The following is a 16800-nucleotide window of genomic DNA, read 5'->3' on the forward strand; positions in this document are numbered from 1 at the left end:
TGGCGCTGGACCGCATGTAATCCCAGACGATTCCCTTTGGTCGCGTGAAGCCCTAGACTCCTGATATGACCGAATCAAAATCCATGATCCTTGGCTGTGCCGGGAAATCGCTCACCCGCGAAGAAATCAATTTCTATCGCAATGAATGCCCATGGGCCTTCATCCTGTTTGCCCGCAACATTGGCGAGACCGAGCAGATCCGCGATCTGGTCGCCGAGATGCGCGACTGTATCGGACGCCCGGACGCGCTGGTGTTCATCGACCAGGAAGGCGGCAGGGTGCAACGGCTGCGGCCGCCGCTGGCGCCGAACTATCCGGCGGGCGGGGCGCTTGGCGCGCTGTGGCGCGACGATCACGACGCCGGCGCCCGTGCTGCCTGGCTGATGGCGCGCCTGCACGCCTTCGACCTGCTGCGTTACGGCATCACGGCGGATTGCCTGCCGGTGCTCGACGTGCCGATCGAGGGCGCCAGCGATGTGATCGGTGCGCGCGCCTACGGCAAGGAGCCGCGCGCGGTCATCGAACTCGGCCGCGCCGCCGCCGAAGGCCTGATGTCCGGCGGCGTGCTGCCGGTGATGAAACACATTCCGGGCCATGGCCGGGCTTTTGCCGACACGCATTTCGAGCTGCCAATAGTCAACGCCTCGCTCAGCGATCTGCAGCGGCATGATTTTGCCCCGTTCCGAGAGCTCAACGACCTACCGATGGCGATGACGGCGCATGTCGTCTACAGCGCCATCGATCCCAACAACCCGGCGACGACCTCCGGCAAGGTCATCGACGAGATCATCCGCCGCGAGATCGGCTTCGATGGGTTGTTGATGAGCGACGACACCTCGATGAAGGCACTTTCTGGGGATTTCCCGACAAAGGCAGCCTCGATCCTTGCGGCGGGCTGCGATCTGGTCCTTCACTGCAATGGCGTTTTCGAGGAGATGGCGGGCATCGCGTCGCGCACCAAGGGGCTTGAGGGCAAGTCGCTGGAGCGCGCAAAGCGGGCACTGACCTATATAAAGAAACACGACGCGGTCGAAGAAACCGAGATACGCGCTGAATTCGCCACCTATTTCGATGCGGTGGCCTAACCAAGAGGAAGTGACAGGGCAGTGGCGGAAACATTGGAAGGCAAGGCCGCGAAGGCCGCACCGATGGACCGCCTGTGGGCCGAGAATGACGATTCACGCGTCACCGGCGATCCGTCGCTGGTCGTCGACGTTGCCGGCTTCGAAGGCCCGCTCGACCTTCTCTTGCATCTTGCCCGGACACAAAAGGTCGATCTGGCACGCATCTCGATCCTGGCACTGGTCGAGCAGTATTTGACCTTTGTCGAGACGGCGAGGGCGCTGCGGCTCGAACTTGCAGCCGACTATCTGGTGATGGCGGCGTGGCTGGCTTTCCTCAAGTCGAAGCTCTTGATCCCCAAGCAGCCGGGCGAAGAGGGCGAAAGCGGCGAGGAGTTGGCGGCGGTGCTGCAATTCCGGCTGAAGCGGCTGGAAGCGATGCGCGACGCGGCGGCGCGTCTGGTCAACCGCAACCGGCTCGGCCGCGACGTGTTCGCGCGCGGCATGCCGGAAATGGTCATCATCGAGAAGCGCAACGCTTATTCGGCATCGCTCTACGATCTCTTGACCGCCTATGCCCAGCAGCGGCAGAAGCAGGCGATCAACAATGTGACGATCGCCAGGCGTGGTGTCTGGTCGCTCAAGGACGCGCGCGACATCCTGACCCGCCTGGTCGGGGCTGTAAGCGACTGGACCACGCTGGAAAGTTTCCTGATCGTGTACATGACCAGCCCCGAGGAAAGGCGCACGGCGATCGCGAGTTCCTTTGCGGCAACATTGGAACTGGTGCGCGACGGCACGATGGACGTGCGGCAGGATCAGACGTTCGCACCGATCTATCTGCGCGGCCGAGCGCAGGCAATCAAGGCAGTCGAGGTGGCATCATGAGCGAACGCGCCAACGCTTCGGTTATCCCCTTCAAGGTGGATGATGGGCCGGAAGAGGGGGATCTCGACCAGGCCTCCGTCCAGAATCCGGCACAGAACCCGGCCGAGCGCCTGCATATGGCAGAGGCCGTGCGCATGGCCGAGGCGATTGTCTTCGCCAGCGCCGAGCCGGTCAGTGAAAAGCAGCTTGCCGTACGCCTCCCCGACGGCATCAACATCGCCCTTGCCATGGCCGAGTTGCAGCAGGTCTATGCGCGGCGCGGCGTCAATCTGGTGCGGGTCGGCGACGCCTGGGCTTTCCGCACCGCCGGCGACCTCGCCTTCCTGATGAGCCGTGATACGGTCCAGCAGCGCAAGCTGTCGCGGGCCGCCCTCGAAGTGCTGGCGATCATCGCCTACCATCAGCCGGTGACGCGCGCCGAGATCGAGGATATCCGCGGTGTCGAGACGTCGAAGGGCACGCTCGACACGCTGCTCGAGACGGAATGGGTGCGCATGCGCGGCCGCCGCAAAACGCCCGGCCGTCCCGTCACCTACGGCACCACCGAAACCTTCCTCGACCATTTTGCGCTCGAGGAAATCCGCGATCTTCCCGGCATGGAGGAACTGAAGGGGGCGGGCCTGCTTTCGGGCCGCATGCCGTCGAACTTCTCCATCCCGCAGCCGCCGGCCGATCCCGATGCGCTGACCGAGGACGAGGATCCGCTGACCGACATCGACCTCGAGGAACTTGGGCTGCTGACGCCGCGCGTCACGGAAGATTGACCATTGGCGCTCTGTCCAAGCGCGCCGATAGGTCGTAGATGCGCCGATTGGTAGCGGGCCAGCGAGTCGAAAAAGCGTGACATCCGTCACCCTTTCATAAACTCTGTCGCTGTTGTGTTTGAATCCCAACGCGAAAACGCATAGATCATCGCCAGGGAAAACATTCGAGAGAGATTTGCTATGGGTTCATTTTCGATTTGGCACTGGATGATCGTGCTGGTGATCGTGCTGCTGGTTTTCGGCCGCGGCAAGATTCCGGAACTGATGGGCGACATGGCCAAGGGCATCAAGAGCTTCAAGAAGGGCATGGCGGACGACGACGTTGCCGACGACAAGCGCACCGTCGAGCATCGCGCCGACGAAACCGTTTCGGCCGTGAAGGAAAAAGCCAGCAAGAGCTGAGCCAAGAAGTTCTAGTCGGAACAGAGTGCCATGTTTGAAGTCGGCTGGAGCGAAATGCTGGTGATCGCGATCGTCATGATCGTGGTCGTCGGGCCGAAGGATTTGCCCAATATGCTGCGCACCTTTGGCCGCACGACGGCGAAGCTACGCGCCATGGCGGCCGACTTCCAGAAACAGTTCAACGAAGCACTGAAGGAAGCCGAGCTCGACGACGTCAAGAAGTCGGTCGACGAGCTCCGGGGCCTGAGCCCGGTTGCCGAAATCAAGAAGCAGCTTGATCCGTTCCAGCAGGCGGCAGCCGATGTGCGTGCCGGTGTCGACGCGGCGATGAAGCCGAAGCCAGCCGCTGATCCGGCAACGCCCGCCGCTTCGACGCCGCAGGCAGCCGAGCCGCTGAGGAATGGCGCGACGGAAATGCCTGGCGTCAGCGGGCCAGAGGCCGCGCCGCCAACGCCGATTTTCCCGGCGATGACCGATGAATCGGTGGTCGCGGCATCCACGGAACCCGCCGTGGCGCCGAAGGCAGCTTCGGCCAAGAAAGCCGCCAAGGCGGCGCCGGCAGCAAAAGCACCGTCCAAGGCCGCGACTTCCGCGAAAGCGGCGACGGCAAAAGCCGCACCTGTGGTGACGGCAAAAGCCGCACCCGCGACCAAGGCGTCGACAAAGGCCGTGGCAGCGGCAAAGCCTGAAACCGCCGCTGCGACGAAGCCCGCGACCAAGACGGCCTCAACCAAGACCGTGGCGAAAGCCGAACCGAAACCTGCGCCGGTGAACAAGCCGGCGGCGAAGAAGACGGCTGGAGCCGCCAAGTGAGCGTTTCGGACAAGGAAAAGGACGAGATAGAAAAGTCGTCGGCTCCACTGATGGAGCATCTGATCGAGCTGCGCCGGCGGCTGATCTGGTCGCTCGGTGGCTTCTTCGTCGCCTTCCTCGTCTGCTTCTTCTTCGCCAAGCGGCTGTTCAACCTTCTGGTCGTCCCGTTCAAATGGGCGACGAAATGGGCGGGACTCGATCCGCACAAGGTCGAGCTGATCTACACCGCGCCGCAGGAATTCTTCTTCACGCAGGTCAAGCTCGCCATGTTCGGCGGCATGGTCATCGCCTTTCCGTTAATCGCCACGCAGATCTACAAATTCATCGCGCCTGGCCTCTACAAGAACGAGCGCAACGCCTTCCTGCCGTTCCTGATTGCGTCGCCGATCCTGTTTGTGATGGGCGCCTCGCTGGTCTATTTCTTCTTCACCCCGATGGTGATGTGGTTCTTCCTCGCCATGCAGCAGGTCGGCACCGACGATCAGGTGCAGATTTCGCTGCTGCCAAAGGTGTCGGAATATCTCAGCCTCATCATGACGCTGATCTTCTCGTTCGGCCTGGTGTTCCAGCTGCCGGTGGTGACCAGCCTGATGACGCGTGTTGGCATACTCTCATCCAAAGCGCTGGCGGAAAAACGCAAATGGGCAATCGTCATTGCCTTCATCGTTGCCGCCGTGCTGACGCCGCCGGATCCGATGAGCCAGATCGGTCTGGCCATTCCGACCATCCTTCTCTACGAGGTCTCGATCTGGGCCGCCCGGTGGATCGAGCGGGACCAGGAAAAGCAGCGGGTGGCGCGCGAGAAGCAGGACGCCGGCGAGACCGTGGCCGATAAAACGCCGGACGAGCCTCCAGCGCCGGCTGCCTCGTAAGCCCTCAGCAGCGGCGGAAAACGACAACCGCCGCCCAGCCTCATCTTGCATCGGTCAAGGATGCGGTTTACGCCCTCGGAGCTTAGCTCAGGAGCGTTCAAACCATGCTTGACATCAAATGGATTCGCGACAACCCGAAGGCCCTTGTCGAGGCGCTGACCAAGCGCTCGTGGTCGGCGGCTGAGGCGCAGTCCACGGTCGATGATTTGATCGCCAGGGACGAGGCGCGGCGCGAACACGTCACCGAGTTGCAGACCAAGCAGGAGCGCCGCAACGCCGCCTCAAAGGAGATCGGCAACGCCATGCGTTCGGGCGATGCCGCCCTGGCCGAAAAGCTGAAGGCCGAGGTCGGCGAGATCAAAACCTTCATCCAGAATGGCGAGGCGCGCGAACGCGAGCTCGACAAGGCGCTCAATGACGCGCTGGCGGTGCTGCCCAATGTGCCGCTCGACGATGTGCCGGTCGGCAAGGACGAGCACGACAATGTCGTCAAACACATCGTCGGCACGGTGCCGACGCGGCCGAACTGGGTGAAGGAGCATTTCGAGATCGGCGAAGCGCTCGGTATGATGGATTTCGAGCGGGCGGCAAAGCTGTCGGGCTCGCGCTTCACCGTGCTGAAGAGCGGGCTGGCGCGGATGGAACGCGCGATCGGCCAGTTCATGCTCGACCTGCACACGACCGAGCATGGCTATGAGGAAGTGATTCCGCCGCTGATGGTGCGCGACGAGGTGCTTTTCGGCACCAACCAGCTGCCGAAATTCGAGGAGGATCTGTTCTTTACGCCGCACGGGGAGGGCAGGCTCGGCCTGATCCCGACCGCCGAGGTACCGCTCACCAATCTGGTGCGCGAGGAGATCACCGCGCATGAAAAACTGCCGCTGCGCTATACGGCACTGACGCCGTGCTTCCGTTCGGAAGCGGGCTCGGGCGGGCGCGACACGCGCGGCATGCTGCGGCAGCACCAGTTCTACAAGGTCGAACTGGTGTCGATCACCGATCAGGAATCCTCGCTGGCCGAGCACGAGCGGATGACTGAGTGCGCCGAGGAAGTGCTGAAGCGGCTCGAACTGCCGTTCCGCACCATGGTGCTGTGCACCGGCGACATGGGCTTTGGCGCGCGCAAAACCTATGACATCGAGGTCTGGCTGCCCGGCCAGAACGCCTATCGCGAAATCTCGTCCTGCTCGGTCTGCGGCGATTTCCAGGCGCGCCGCATGGACGCCCGCTACAAGGACAGGGACGGCAAGGGCAATCGCTTCGTCCACACGCTCAACGGTTCGGGCACCGCTGTCGGCCGCGCTCTCATAGCTGTCATCGAAAACTACCAGAATGAGGATGGCAGCGTAACCATTCCTGAAGTGCTGCGGCCTTACATGGGTGGTCTGGCAAAGATCGAATCGAAATAATGCGCATTCTTCTGACCAATGACGACGGCATTCATGCCGAGGGCCTGGCGTCGCTCGAACGCGTCGCCCGCACGCTGTCCGACGATGTCTGGGTGGTGGCGCCGGAGCAGGACCAGTCCGGCTATGCGCATTCGCTGTCGATCTCGGAGCCGCTGCGGCTGCGCAAGATCGGCGAGAAGCATTTTGCCGTGCGCGGCACGCCGACCGATTGCGTCATCATGGGCGTGAAGAAGATCCTGCCCGACGCGCCCGACCTGATCCTGTCCGGCATCAATTCGGGCGCCAACATCGCCGACGACGTCACCTATTCGGGAACCGTCGCCGGTGCCATGGAAGGCGCGCTGCTCGGCATCCGCTCGATCGCGCTCAGCCAGGGCTACTCCTATGTCGGCGAGGACCGCATCGTTCCTTACGAGACCACCGAGGCGCTGGCGCCGGCATTGCTGAAGAAGCTCGTCGCGACGCCGCTGCCGGACGGCGTGCTGCTCAACGTCAACTTTCCCAACTGCCTTCCCGAAGAGGTCGCCGGCACGGTGGTCACCACGCAAGGAAAGCTCGTGCACAGCCTGTGGGTCGACGAGCGCCGTGACGGGCGCGGCCTGCCTTACTATTGGCTGCGCTTCGGCCGCGAGCCGGTCGAGGGCAAGCAAGGCACCGACCTCTATGCGCTGCGCAACCGTCTGGTGTCGGTGACGCCATTGCAGCTCGACCTCACCGCGCATGAAATCCGTGACCAGCTGAGCAAGGCGCTTGCATGAACCTGCCAATCGATGACCGCGAAGGATTTGCCGCTTTCCTTTTGCGCCTGCGTGGCAGAGGAACCGTGCCGAAGGCGCTGATCGCGGCATTCGAGGCGACGCCGCGGCGCGGTTTCCTGGCGCCCCATTTCCACCAGATCGCCTGGTCCGACCGCATGCTGCCGATCGAATGCGGCGAGGCGATCGAAGGCGCCGATATGCAGGCGGCGGTGATCGCGGCACTTGCCATCGAAGCGGGAAACCGTGTCCTCGAGATCGGCACCGGATCGGGCTATACGGCGGCGGTGATGTCGCGGCTGGCGGCGCGCGTCGTGACCGTCGATCGCTACAAGACGCTGGTCGAGCAAGCAAGGCAGCGTTTCGAGGCGCTCGGCATCGGCAACGTCATCGTACGCCAGACGGACGGTTCCGGCGGCTTGCCGGCCGAAGGACCGTTTGACCGCATCGTTGCCTGGGCGGCCTTCGACAGCCTGCCGCGATTCCTGCTCGACCAACTGTCGAGCGGCGGCATCGTCATCGCACCGATCGGGCCGGAGGAGGGCGAGCAGGTATTGGCCAAGCTGACCAAGGTCGGCAGCCGTTTCGAGCGCGAGGATATCGGCCTGGTGCGGCTGCAGCCGATCCTGCGCAGCGTTGCGGCGGTTATCTAGTTTTCCGGCAGGACGCTGGTCCTCGGTCGAACACCTATTCGGCCTCGTGATCCATACCGCCAGCTACCCCCAAAATGTTTTAAGAAAATTTTCGTCGGATTCTAATGGGTTAACCGCCCAGTAACATTAACGCGCTTTAATCCTGTCTCAGTTGGTGAGAGTTTGTGCGGGTTAGTGCGATGCAACTCAGTGTTTTGAAGGCAAACAGTCGCAATCTGGCGCGGGGCTGCGCTGTTCTCATGATTGCAGGCGCGGCCGCCGGGTGCAGTTCCCAGGCTTCGCGGTTCAACAGCGTCGACGATGTCTTCACTTCCTCGACCAACAATCAGCGCGCCATCATCAACAAGCAGGATGCGGTGCAGCCCTATCCGGGCGACGTCTCCGCTGCTCCGCTTGACGGCAGCCACACGCAGTCGGTCAGCCGCTCCAGCCTCGAGCCGGTTTCGAGCCGGCCGTTGCCGCCGCCCGTTTCAGCCCAGGCCGCGCCGGCACTCGCGCCTGCCGCCAATCCGGTGCGTGTCGCATCGGCGCCAGCCATGATGCGCCCGGCGCCGCATGTCGACAGGACCACAACCGGCACTGTCGAGCCGGCTGCGAAGCCGTTCAAGAATGCCCAGCCCGACGAGCCGAAGATGGCAGAGGCGGGCAGGCCGCACGCGACCGAGATCGTCGTTCGCGACGGCGAAACGATCAACGGCTTGGCGCAGCATTACAAAGTGCCGGCCGACGTCATCATGAAGGTCAACGGGCTTAGCGCGACCAAGGGACTGAAGACCGGTCAGAAGATCGTCATCCCGGCCTACGCCTATTCGAGCAAGGCAGAACCGAAGGTCGCCGATGCCAAGCCGGCGAAGGATGGCAAGCATGACTTGCCGGCCACCGCGCCAGACAAGGTCGCCGTCCTGCCGCAGCAGCCGAAGCTCAAGGAGGGCAAGGCTGCCGCGCAGGTCGATGCTTCGGCCGCCGCGAGCCAGCCCAAAGAGCCCAAGCCGGCGCAGGTCGCCAAGGCAACCGGCGCCGCCGGCACCTACACGGTCCAGTCGGGCGACACGATGTCCTCGATTGCCAGGAAGACCGGCGTCGGCGTCGTAGCGCTGAAGCAGGCCAACGGCATGAAGGATGGTTTGCTCAAGATCGGCCAGACCCTGAAAGTGCCGGCCGGCGGAACCGCGACGGTCGCCAGCGCCAAGCCGGCGAAGGTCGATCCGGTGACCACGGCCACGACGCAGCCCCCGGCCAAGACCACACCGTCCGAAACGCTGGCATCCTACACGCCGCCGAAGAAGGACGCGAAGGTCATCCAGCAGGCCGAGGACGACGGCGCGGTGGCGCCGGATGCCACGGGGATCGGCAAGATGCGCTGGCCGGTGCGCGGCCGGGTGATTTCCGGTTTCGGATCCGGCAAGGACGGCGTCGACATCGCCGTGCCCACGGGCACGCCGATCAAGGCGGCCGAGAACGGCGTCGTCATCTATGCCGGCGACGGGCTCAAGGAATTCGGCAATACGGTGCTGGTGCGCCACGAGAACGGTCTGGTCACGGTCTATGGCCATGCCAGTTCGATCGAAGTGCAGCGCGGCCAGAAGGTCAAGCGCGGCCAGGAAATCGCATTGTCGGGCATGAGCGGCACGACGGACTCGCCGAAGCTGCACTTCGAAGTGCGCAAGAACTCGGCGCCGGTCGATCCCTCGACCTATCTCGAATAGAATAAAAAAAGCGATTTGCGGGCCGTCTGACCTCCAGTCCGGCCCGCCGGCTCAGCCCGTTCCGCAAGGAGCGGGCTTTTTCAGTTTTGTCCAAAAGCCCGCTCGCAGGGTTCACATATGATCCCGGAGCGTGTCGGCGATCATCTCCTCAAGGCTGCTGGCCTTCACGCCCAGAAGCGCCTCGGTGTCGGAGGAATCAACCAGCAAGGGGCTCTCGAAGAGGTAGCGCATCTCGATGAGCTCATGCATGCCCAAGGCTTCCATCTCGGGGACGGAATAGGAACGTATCCCTGAAATCTCTCGTGCGAGCATCGCGGCGGTTTTCTGGATGAGCTGCCGGGGTGAGGCGGATTGCGAGGGAACGTGAAACGCCCGCCCCCATTCACCCTTGTAGCGGGCGGCCGCGACCAGTGTGCTGGCGGCGTCCTTGGTGAAGCTCCAGGCATGAGTTGCGTCGAGGTCTCCAATGAAGGCGGTGGGTTTGCCCTCGATGATGGAGGGCAGCGCGACCAGTGAGAAGTAGCTGATCGCGCCATGTCCGAGATAGTCGCTGGCGCGTATTTCGATCGCCGGTACATTGGCGCGGACCGCCCGCTGCCACATGATCGTCCTGGCGGTTCCCTTCTTCGAAGTCGGGTCTAGGGACAGGTCGGAGCGAAGCGGGCTCTCGGCATTTTCCCCATAACCATAGAGGTTTCCGAGCACAATGAGCTTGGCGCCGACCGCTTCGGCCGCGCGCACGGTGCCGTCGATGATGGGGAAAAAGTCGGTCGGCCAGCGATGATAGGTGGCCATGGCACACATGAAGATGGCATCGGCGCCTTGGCAGATACGCGACAGTTCCGAGGCATCCGTGGCGTCGGCCTGTATGGCCCGCACGTTCTGCAAGGCGTTTGAACCGACGCTTCGGCTGGTGAGAACGACCTCATGTCCTTCTTCGCTGAGAAGGCGAGCGGTCTCGCGTCCAACCGGGCCTGCGCCGACAACAACATAGAAACTCATGGCAACCTCTCTTCCAAGCTTGATGGAGAGGCGTGCGTACAGGTTTGCGGCATTGAAAATCGCGCGGGAATTGCCAAATCTTGAACAGGTTTCGCCATGAATCGAGAGAGTATGCTTCTGCAATCCGCTCCGGTCCGATCTCTGTCCGACGTGACAATGGTTTCCCGGCACATTGAGGCAGGTGTCCATCGTCTGCCACGGGCGCCGCACCACCGCGTCATGGTGCATGCAAGCGCGGCGACACGCTCTTACTGCAATCAGGTTGGGCGCTATTTCGTCAGGCGCGCCGGCGATATCGACCTGGTGCCGGCTGGCGAGGAGGGCGGTTTCGAGGCTGAAACCCCATTTGACACGATCGAGATTGTCTTGCAGCCGGCCTTGATGGAAAGGGTAGCGGCGGAAATTGGTGGCAGGGCGCTGGTATCGCGGCTCGACACACGCCATTTGCTTCGTGACCAGCGCATCGAACATCTCGCTCGAGCACTCCAGAGCGACCTCGATGCAGGCGCGCCTAGCGGCTCACTGTTTGCCGACAGCATTGGCGCCGCGCTCGCGGTGAGGCTGCTTGGCGTCGACGATATAGACATCGATCGAACGAACCGGCTGTCGGATAGCCAGCTCAAGCGCGTCCTGGAGCACATTGAGGCTGCTCTCCACGAGCCGCTTTCAATCCATCGACTGAGCCGGGTTGCCGGCGCGAGCAGCTCGCATTTGCGGACATGGTTCAAGGTGGCGATGGGCGTCACCCTGCATCGCTACGTGTTGCGGCGTCGCGTCGAACGCGCGCGCGTCCTGCTGCTGCAGGGCGATCTCAACACAAGCGAGGTTGCGGAATTGACGGGCTTCGCACACCAGTCACATCTGGCGCACTGGATGCGCCGCGAGATTGGCCAAACGCCGCGCGACTTGCGACGGGCACGGCCGCCCAAATGACATCCTGGAATTCGCTTTAGGGCATTTCACCGTTTCACGGAAACGGCGAACCGCTCTAACTCTTTGTTTTTGACGCAATTCCGGACGGAAAACCGTTCACACTTTTCCTGGAATTGCTCTAGCGGCGCTTCAATCCTTGAGCGGCTTGCCAAGACGGCCAGCCAGGTCCTGGGTAAACTGCCAGGCGACGCGGCCCGAGCGGCTGCCGCGCGTCGTCGCCCATTCCAGCGCCTCGGCGCGCAACTGCTCGGGGTCGATGTCGAGGCCATGGTGGCTGGCATAGCCGTTGATCATCTCGAGATATTCATCCTGCGAGCATTTGTGGAAGCCGAGCCAAAGTCCGAAACGATCGGACAGCGAGACCTTTTCCTCGACCGCTTCGGACGGGTTGATGGCGGTCGAACGCTCATTGTCGATCATGTCGCGCGGCAACAGATGGCGGCGGTTCGAGGTGGCATAGAAGATGACGTTGGCCGGGCGGCCTTCGACGCCGCCTTCAAGCGCCGCCTTCAGCGACTTGTAGGAGGTGTCGTCATGATCGAAGGACAGGTCGTCGCAAAACAGGATGACGCGGAAGGGAGCCGCCTTCAGCAAACCCATCAGCTTCGGCAGCGTGTCGATGTCCTCGCGATGGATTTCGATCAGTTTGAGCGGCAGGTCGGACTTGGCCTTGGCATTGATCTCGGCATGCACGGCCTTGACCAGCGACGATTTGCCCATGCCGCGCGCGCCCCACAGCAGCACGTTGTTGGCAGCAAAGCCGGCGGCGAAGCGCTCGGTGTTGTCGACGAGGATGTCGCGGACACGGTCGACACCGCGGATTAGGCCGATGTCGACCCGGTTGACCTTGCGCACCGGCTCCAGGTAGCCCGGATCGGCCTGCCAGACGAAGCAGTCGGCCTCGCCGAGGTCGGTTTCAGGCACCGGCCGCGGGGCGAGGCGGCTGACCGCCTCGATCAGGCGGTCGAGTTTCTTGTTGAGGGCGTCGATGGTGCTGTCGGTCATTTCAGGTCTTTTTTGGTTCGTTTCCTGGGGCGGGCAGGTGGGGGCGTTCGATTCCGTCGGGTTCGAAACCGGTTCCAACCGTTTGTTCGAGCGTGATCTTTTCGGAAAACCGGCTCGCGCTTTTCGCGGTCATGCTCTAACACGGCCCGACAAGCCGGAAAAGCAGCCGATTTGGCTGGCCGCGCAGTTGCATTGACAACTTTACCGACTATATTCCGGCCAAATTTCAAGGGGCCGCCAAACTCCGCAGGACGGTTGGCGGCTGTTTTCAAAATTCAGGAGTACTCTCGATGTTCGTGACACCGGCATACGCCCAAGGCATCGGCGGGGCCTCTCCCGATATGTTCATCAGCATTTTGCCGTTTGTCCTGATTTTCGTGATCATGTATTTTCTGATCATCCGCCCGCAGCGCACGCAGTTGAAGAAGCGCGGCGAGATGCTGGCGGCGGTCCGTCGCGGCGACACGGTCGTCACCGGCGGCGGTTTCGTCGGCAAGGTGACGAAGGTGATCGACGACAACGAGCTCGAGATCGACCTTGGTGGTGGCACCAAGGTGACGGCGCTGCGCTCGACGATCGCCGACGTGCGCGTCAAGGGCGAACCGGTGGCGAACCAGAACGCCAAGAAATAACCTAATTCCAGGCGGAGCGATCCGCGGACACGCTCTGACGGACGACGCCATATGCTGTATTTTTCGCGCTTCAAGATGATCCTGATCTGGGTGGCCGTCGCCATCACAGTGATCCTCGCCGCGCCCAATCTGTTCTCCGCCAGCACGCTGGCCCAACTCCCGAGCTGGGTGCCGAAGCGGCAGATGACACTCGGCCTCGATCTGCAGGGCGGCTCGCACATCCTGCTCAGGATGGATCCCAACGACCTGATCAAGGACCGGCTGTCAACGACGCGAGACGAAATCCGGACGCTGCTGCGCGATGCCAAGGTCGGCTATACCGGTCTTGCCGGATCGGGCCGGACCGTGCAGGTCCGCATTACGGATCCCGCCCAGGTCGATGCCGCCAAGAAGGCATTGAAGTCATTGACCGACCCTGTCGCTGCCGGTCTTTTTAGCGGCGGCTCCATCCAGGAGATGACGCTGGATGATTCCGAACCCGGCCTGCTCAAGTTCAACGTCACTGACGCCGGCATCAAATACCGCACCTCGACGGCGCTGACGCAGTCGATCGAAGTCGTCAGCCGCCGCGTCAACGAACTCGGCACCACCGAACCGATCGTGCAGCGGCAGGGTGACGATCGAATCCTTGTTCAGGTGCCAGGCCTGCAGGATCCGCAGCGGCTGAAGGAAATCCTCGGCCAGACCGCCAAGCTGACCTTCCAGATGGTCGATCAGTCGATGCCGGTGCAGGACGCGCTGAAAGGTCGCCCTCCTGCCGGGTCATCGATCCTTTATTCACAGGACGATCCGCCGGTTCCATATCTGATCGAGAACCGCGTCATCGTTTCGGGCGAAAACCTCGTCGACGCGCAGGCGACCTACAATTCGCAGAACAACGATCCGGTCGTGTCGTTCCGCTTCGATTCGAAGGGTGCCGCGCGCTTCGGCCAGGCAACCTCGCAGAATGTCGGCAAGCTGTTCGCCATCATCCTCGACAACCAGGTGATCTCGGCGCCGCAGATCCGTGAACCGATCCTCGGTGGCACCGGCCAGATTTCCGGCAATTTCACCGCCCAGAGCGCCAACGACCTCGCCGTGCTTCTGCGCGCCGGTGCGCTGCCGGCGACACTGACGGTCATCGAGGAGCGCACTGTCGGTCCGGGCCTCGGCCAGGATTCGATCCATGCCGGCAAGATCGCCGGCATCATCGGTTCGATCCTCGTCGTTGCCTTCATGTTCGTCGCCTATGGCTTCCTTGGCTTCCTCGCCAACATCGCGCTGGCGGTGCACGTGGCGATGATCGTTGGGCTGTTGTCACTGCTTGGCGCGACGCTGACCTTGCCCGGTATTGCCGGTATCGTGCTGACCATCGGCATGGCGGTCGATTCCAACGTGCTGATCTACGAGCGTATCCGCGAGGAGCGGCGCGCTGGCCGCTCGGTGATCCAGGCGATCGATACCGGCTTTACAAAGGCGCTGGCCACAATTGTCGATTCCAACGTCACCTCGCTGATCGCCACCGTGGTGCTGTTCTATCTCGGCACCGGCCCGGTGAAGGGCTTTGCCATCACCTATGCCATCGGCATCCTGACCACGGTCTTCACCGCCTTCACCTTCACCCGCCTGCTGGTTTCGATCTGGCTGCGTCGCGCCCGCCCGAAGGAGTTGCCGAAGGCACCGGTGACCTTCATCCCGCCAGGCACCAAAATTCCCTTCATGGGCATCCGCCGCTGGACGTTCGCGCTGTCGAGCTTCCTGTCGGTGCTGTCCGTGGTGCTGTTCATGACCGTCGACATCAATTACGGCATCGACTTCAAGGGCGGCTCGATGATCGAGGTGCAGTCCAAGAGCGGCGACGCCAATCTCGGCGATATCCGCACCCGATTGACGGAGCTCAACATCGGCGAAGTGCAGGTTCAGCAGTTCGGGGCGCGCCGAACGACGTGCTGATCCGCGTCGGGACGCAGGATGGCGGCGAGAATGCCGAGCAGACGGTCATCGACAAGGTGCGCGGCGAGCTGCAGGACCAGTATGATTTCCGCCGTGTCGAAGTTGTGGGACCGACGGTTTCCGGTGAACTGGCCAAGCAAGGCACCATCGCCATGTTGGTCGCGCTGATCGGTATCCTGGTCTATGTCTGGTTCCGTTTCGAGTGGCAGTTCGCGGTCGGCGCTATCGTGGCGACGGTGCACGATGTGGTCATGACACTTGGCTTCTTCGTCATTACCGGGCTTGAATTCAACCAGTCGTCGCTGGCGGCGATCCTGACCATCATCGGCTATTCGCTGAACGATACGATCGTGGTCTATGACCGCGTTCGAGAGGATCTGCGAAAATACAAGCGAATGCCGCTGCCGCAGCTGTTGAACAACGCCATCAACGAGACGCTGTCGCGAACGACGCTTACCTCGGTGACGACGATCCTGGCGCTGCTGGCGCTGGTGCTGTTCGGCGGCGAAGTCATCCGCTCCTTCACCGTGGCGATGCTGTTCGGCGTCGTGTTCGGCACCTATTCGTCGATCTTCATCGCAGCGCCACTGCTGATCCTGTTCAAGCTGCGGCCGCAGGCTTCGGCCGATGGGGAAAAGCCGGTCAGCGGCGGCAAGGCGGTCGCGACCTGACGCGCGGCCCCGAAGGGGTGACAGAGTGGTGACCGGCAAAGGCATCGTCATCCGCGAGGCGCATTTCCCCGGCCGCGCGCCGATCGAGGCCTATGGCAATGGCGGGTTCCGCTTTGCCGACATGTCGCATCGCGGCTCGCTCCTATGTCTGCCGTCAGGCATCCACGGCTGGGAACCGGCAGACGCCACAGCGCTCACGGTGGCGGATTTCGAAAAACTGTTGGCTGAGGCCGACAAGGTCGAGATTCTGCTGGTCGGCATGGGTAAGGATTTGAGGCCATTGCCGGCGGCACTGCGGGCGGCGCTGAAAGAAGCAGGCATTGCGTCCGACCCGATGTCGACGGGGGCCGCGGTGCGGACCTACAATGTCCTTCTGGCGGAAGATCGCGCCGTGGCTGCCGCGCTCATCGCCGTCGATTGATATGTCGCAGAATGCCAAAATCGTCATGGACGCGGTGCGCGCCGCCGACCATGATCGCTATCTCACCGCGCTCTACGCGCCGGCCGACAGGCGCGATGCGCTGTTTTCGCTTTACGCTTTCAATGCCGAGATCGCGGGTATCCGCGATCGCATCCACGAACCGTTGCCCGGCGAGGTACGGCTGCAATGGTGGCGTGACCTCGTCGCCGCCGACAATGATGGTGCAGGCATCGGCCATCCCGTCGCCGACGCGCTGAAGGCAACAATTTCTACCCATCGCCTGCCAAAGCCGGCGTTCGACAACATGCTCGAAGCGCGCATCTTCGATCTCTACGACGATCCGATGCCGTCGCGCACTGATCTCGAAGGCTATTGCGGCGAGACGGCAGCCGCGCTGATCCAGCTTGCGGCGATGGTGCTCGATCCCGTCGAGGCGCCCCGCTTCGCCGAACTGGCGGGCAGGGCGGGCTGTGCGCAGGCCATGACCGGCCTCTTGCTTCTGTTGCCGCTGCACCGCAAGCGCGGGCAGTGTTTTGTCCCGGCCGACATCCTGGCGGCGGCGGGGTCGTCGCCGGAGGAGTTTGTTGCCGGCGACGGCGGGCCTGGAGCACAGCGCGCTGTGGCGGCGATGATCGCGCTGGCGCGCGAACACCTTTCCGCTTTCGAGCAGGGCGTCCCAGCGCTGCCGGTGGTCTTGCGTCCGGCGTTCCTGCCGCTGGCGCTGTCGCGTGCCTATCTCGACAAGATGGAAGGGTCGCGCCATTCACCGCTCGACGGCGTCGTGCGGCTGTTGGCCTTGCGCCGGCATTGGCTGCTGGTGCGTCGCGCGAGCAAGGGCTGGTCGGCACTTTGACGTAAACGTCAATCGTGTTAAGGATTCG

At 62.8% G+C, this 16800-nt stretch carries 17 protein-coding genes and 1 pseudogene; 16 read left to right on the forward strand and 2 right to left on the reverse strand.

Annotated features, from left to right (window positions below; genetic code table 11):
- Positions 1-65: 65 nt before the first annotated feature.
- The 10 genes from nagZ to DBIPINDM_RS34200 all read left to right on the forward strand — a co-directional run bounded on the left by nagZ (position 66) and on the right by DBIPINDM_RS34200 (position 9323).
- A complete protein-coding gene (gene nagZ, locus DBIPINDM_RS34155) occupies positions 66-1085 on the forward strand; it encodes a beta-N-acetylhexosaminidase (RefSeq protein WP_258583336.1) in 1020 nt (339 codons plus the stop codon).
- 63 nt (positions 1086-1148) lie between these two features.
- A complete protein-coding gene (locus DBIPINDM_RS34160) occupies positions 1149-1949 on the forward strand; it encodes a segregation and condensation protein A (protein WP_258589413.1) in 801 nt (266 codons plus the stop codon).
- Positions 1946-2713, forward strand: a complete 768-nt coding sequence (scpB, locus tag DBIPINDM_RS34165) for an SMC-Scp complex subunit ScpB (protein ID WP_258583337.1) — start codon at positions 1946-1948, stop codon at positions 2711-2713. The genes DBIPINDM_RS34160 and scpB overlap by 4 nt, the downstream gene beginning before the upstream one ends.
- A gap of 180 nt (positions 2714-2893) precedes the next feature.
- Positions 2894-3115 carry a twin-arginine translocase TatA/TatE family subunit gene (locus tag DBIPINDM_RS34170; protein WP_010909892.1) on the forward strand — a complete coding sequence of 74 codons (222 nt, stop codon included), beginning with the start codon at positions 2894-2896 and terminating at the stop codon, positions 3113-3115.
- Positions 3116-3145: 30 nt separating this feature from the next.
- A complete protein-coding gene (tatB, locus tag DBIPINDM_RS34175; RefSeq protein WP_258583338.1) occupies positions 3146-3928 on the forward strand; it encodes a Sec-independent protein translocase protein TatB in 783 nt (260 codons plus the stop codon).
- Positions 3925-4800, forward strand: a complete 876-nt coding sequence (gene tatC, locus DBIPINDM_RS34180) for a twin-arginine translocase subunit TatC (protein ID WP_258583339.1) — start codon at positions 3925-3927, stop codon at positions 4798-4800. The genes tatB and tatC overlap by 4 nt, the downstream gene beginning before the upstream one ends.
- A gap of 104 nt (positions 4801-4904) precedes the next feature.
- Positions 4905-6209 (forward strand): serine--tRNA ligase, encoded by a 1305-nt coding sequence (gene serS, locus DBIPINDM_RS34185; RefSeq protein ID WP_258583340.1) that lies wholly within the window; start codon positions 4905-4907, stop codon positions 6207-6209.
- Entirely contained in the window at positions 6209-6967 is a 759-nt protein-coding gene (gene surE, locus DBIPINDM_RS34190) for a 5'/3'-nucleotidase SurE (protein WP_258583341.1), read from the forward strand. Before serS ends, surE begins: the two co-directional genes overlap by 1 nt.
- Positions 6964-7617: a protein-L-isoaspartate(D-aspartate) O-methyltransferase gene (locus tag DBIPINDM_RS34195; RefSeq protein ID WP_258583342.1), complete on the forward strand. Its 654-nt coding sequence runs from the start codon at positions 6964-6966 to the stop codon at positions 7615-7617. The genes surE and DBIPINDM_RS34195 overlap by 4 nt, the downstream gene beginning before the upstream one ends.
- Positions 7618-7796: 179 nt before the next feature.
- Positions 7797-9323, forward strand: coding sequence for a peptidoglycan DD-metalloendopeptidase family protein (locus DBIPINDM_RS34200; protein WP_258583343.1), 1527 nt, complete (start codon positions 7797-7799; stop codon positions 9321-9323).
- A 111-nt stretch (positions 9324-9434) separates the two neighbouring features.
- Here DBIPINDM_RS34200 and DBIPINDM_RS34205 read toward each other — a convergent pair whose 3' ends face one another.
- On the reverse strand, positions 9435-10325 hold the full coding sequence (locus DBIPINDM_RS34205; protein ID WP_318036918.1) for an NAD-dependent epimerase/dehydratase family protein: 891 nt from the start codon (positions 10323-10325) through the stop codon (positions 9435-9437).
- Between the two features lie 96 nt (positions 10326-10421).
- Between DBIPINDM_RS34205 and DBIPINDM_RS34210 the strand changes: the two genes are divergently transcribed.
- On the forward strand, positions 10422-11258 hold the full coding sequence (locus DBIPINDM_RS34210; protein ID WP_416361730.1) for a helix-turn-helix domain-containing protein: 837 nt from the start codon (positions 10422-10424) through the stop codon (positions 11256-11258).
- A gap of 129 nt (positions 11259-11387) precedes the next feature.
- Here the strand turns inward: DBIPINDM_RS34210 and DBIPINDM_RS34215 are convergent, their stop codons facing one another.
- Entirely contained in the window at positions 11388-12263 is an 876-nt protein-coding gene (locus tag DBIPINDM_RS34215) for an ATP-binding protein (protein ID WP_258583346.1), read from the reverse strand.
- Between DBIPINDM_RS34215 and DBIPINDM_RS34220 the strand changes: the two genes are divergently transcribed.
- From DBIPINDM_RS34220 to DBIPINDM_RS34240, 5 genes and pseudogenes are all read left to right on the forward strand, one after another.
- The gene (locus DBIPINDM_RS34220) at positions 12247-12459 is read left to right on the forward strand and encodes a hypothetical protein (RefSeq protein WP_258583347.1); all 213 of its coding nucleotides are present in this window, start codon (positions 12247-12249) and stop codon (positions 12457-12459) included. The two genes, DBIPINDM_RS34215 and DBIPINDM_RS34220, sit on opposite strands and share 17 nt — an antisense overlap.
- Before the next feature lie 94 nt (positions 12460-12553).
- Positions 12554-12895, forward strand: coding sequence for a preprotein translocase subunit YajC (gene yajC, locus DBIPINDM_RS34225; RefSeq protein ID WP_010909882.1), 342 nt, complete (start codon positions 12554-12556; stop codon positions 12893-12895).
- A gap of 51 nt (positions 12896-12946) precedes the next feature.
- Positions 12947-15498, forward strand: a pseudogene (secDF, locus tag DBIPINDM_RS34230) (protein translocase subunit SecDF).
- 25 nt (positions 15499-15523) lie between these two features.
- A complete protein-coding gene (locus DBIPINDM_RS34235; RefSeq protein ID WP_258583348.1) occupies positions 15524-15919 on the forward strand; it encodes an Mth938-like domain-containing protein in 396 nt (131 codons plus the stop codon).
- A gap of 1 nt (position 15920) precedes the next feature.
- The gene (locus DBIPINDM_RS34240; RefSeq protein ID WP_258589414.1) at positions 15921-16772 is read left to right on the forward strand and encodes a phytoene/squalene synthase family protein; all 852 of its coding nucleotides are present in this window, start codon (positions 15921-15923) and stop codon (positions 16770-16772) included.
- The last annotated feature ends 28 nt before the right edge of the window (positions 16773-16800 follow it).

The sequence above is a fragment of the Mesorhizobium sp. AR02 genome, assembly GCF_024746835.1.
In the GTDB taxonomy this organism is placed as follows: domain Bacteria; phylum Pseudomonadota; class Alphaproteobacteria; order Rhizobiales; family Rhizobiaceae; genus Mesorhizobium.

Bases quoted from the DNA above. Each gene is read 5' to 3' on its own strand.
- DBIPINDM_RS34205 (WP_318036918.1), bottom strand. From the start codon at position 10,325: ATGAGTTTCTATGTTGTTGTCGGCGCAGGCCCGGTTGGACGCGAGACC.
- DBIPINDM_RS34215 (WP_258583346.1), bottom strand. From the start codon at position 12,263: ATGACCGACAGCACCATCGACGCCCTCAACAAGAAACTCGACCGCCTG.
- yajC (WP_010909882.1), top strand. From the start codon at position 12,554: ATGTTCGTGACACCGGCATACGCCCAAGGCATCGGCGGGGCCTCTCCC.
- DBIPINDM_RS34195 (WP_258583342.1), top strand. From the start codon at position 6,964: ATGAACCTGCCAATCGATGACCGCGAAGGATTTGCCGCTTTCCTTTTG.
- DBIPINDM_RS34200 (WP_258583343.1), top strand. From the start codon at position 7,797: ATGCAACTCAGTGTTTTGAAGGCAAACAGTCGCAATCTGGCGCGGGGC.
- surE (WP_258583341.1), top strand. From the start codon at position 6,209: ATGCGCATTCTTCTGACCAATGACGACGGCATTCATGCCGAGGGCCTG.
- tatB (WP_258583338.1), top strand. From the start codon at position 3,146: ATGTTTGAAGTCGGCTGGAGCGAAATGCTGGTGATCGCGATCGTCATG.
- DBIPINDM_RS34170 (WP_010909892.1), top strand. From the start codon at position 2,894: ATGGGTTCATTTTCGATTTGGCACTGGATGATCGTGCTGGTGATCGTG.
- DBIPINDM_RS34240 (WP_258589414.1), top strand. From the start codon at position 15,921: ATGTCGCAGAATGCCAAAATCGTCATGGACGCGGTGCGCGCCGCCGAC.
- scpB (WP_258583337.1), top strand. From the start codon at position 1,946: ATGAGCGAACGCGCCAACGCTTCGGTTATCCCCTTCAAGGTGGATGAT.
- DBIPINDM_RS34220 (WP_258583347.1), top strand. From the start codon at position 12,247: ATGGTGCTGTCGGTCATTTCAGGTCTTTTTTGGTTCGTTTCCTGGGGC.
- DBIPINDM_RS34210 (WP_416361730.1), top strand. From the start codon at position 10,422: ATGAATCGAGAGAGTATGCTTCTGCAATCCGCTCCGGTCCGATCTCTG.
- nagZ (WP_258583336.1), top strand. From the start codon at position 66: ATGACCGAATCAAAATCCATGATCCTTGGCTGTGCCGGGAAATCGCTC.
- DBIPINDM_RS34160 (WP_258589413.1), top strand. From the start codon at position 1,149: ATGGACCGCCTGTGGGCCGAGAATGACGATTCACGCGTCACCGGCGAT.
- serS (WP_258583340.1), top strand. From the start codon at position 4,905: ATGCTTGACATCAAATGGATTCGCGACAACCCGAAGGCCCTTGTCGAG.